The organism is Candidatus Binatia bacterium, assembly GCA_023150935.1.
In the GTDB taxonomy this organism is placed as follows: domain Bacteria; phylum Desulfobacterota; class Binatia; order HRBIN30; family HRBIN30; genus JAKLJW01.
On record JAKLJW010000162.1, the window covers coordinates 1 to 556 of the forward strand.

1 protein-coding gene is annotated in these 556 nt (G+C 71.6%); it reads right to left on the reverse strand.

Features of this window, described 5'->3' with window-relative positions; genetic code table 11:
- Positions 1–556 (reverse strand): catalase-peroxidase (locus L6Q96_23520; protein MCK6557517.1); only part of this gene is annotated, 556 nt, incomplete at both ends.

Here is a 556-nt window from a genome sequence, read left to right on the forward strand (position 1 = left end):
GTCGGTGCGGCCGGGCGTGAAGGGCACCTCGATGCCGAAGCCGCCCGCCTTGGCGGCGGCCTCGACGCCGGCGCAGCCGCCCAGCACGATCAGGTCGGCCATCGAAACCTTCTTGCCGCCTTTCTGCGCGGCATTGAAGGCCTTCTGCACGCCTTCGAGGGCGGCCAGCACCTTGGCGAGCTGCGCCGGCTGGTTGGCTTCCCAATCCTTCTGCGGCGCCAGGCGGATGCGCGCGCCGTTGGCGCCGCCGCGCTTGTCGGAGCCGCGGAAGGTGGAGGCGGACGCCCAGGCGGTCGACACCAGTTCGGAGACCGACAGGCCCGTGGCGAGGATCTTCGCCTTCAGGTCGGCGATGTCCCTGGCGTCGACCAGCGGGTGGTCGACGGCGGGCACCGGGTCCTGCCAGATCAGCACTTCGGACGGCACTTCTGCGCCGAGGTAGCGCGAGCGCGGGCCGAGGTCGCGGTGGGTCAGCTTGAACCAGGCGCGGGCGAAGGCGTCGGCGAAGGCCTTCGGGTCCTTGTGGAAGCGGCGGGAGATCGGCGCGTAGATCGGG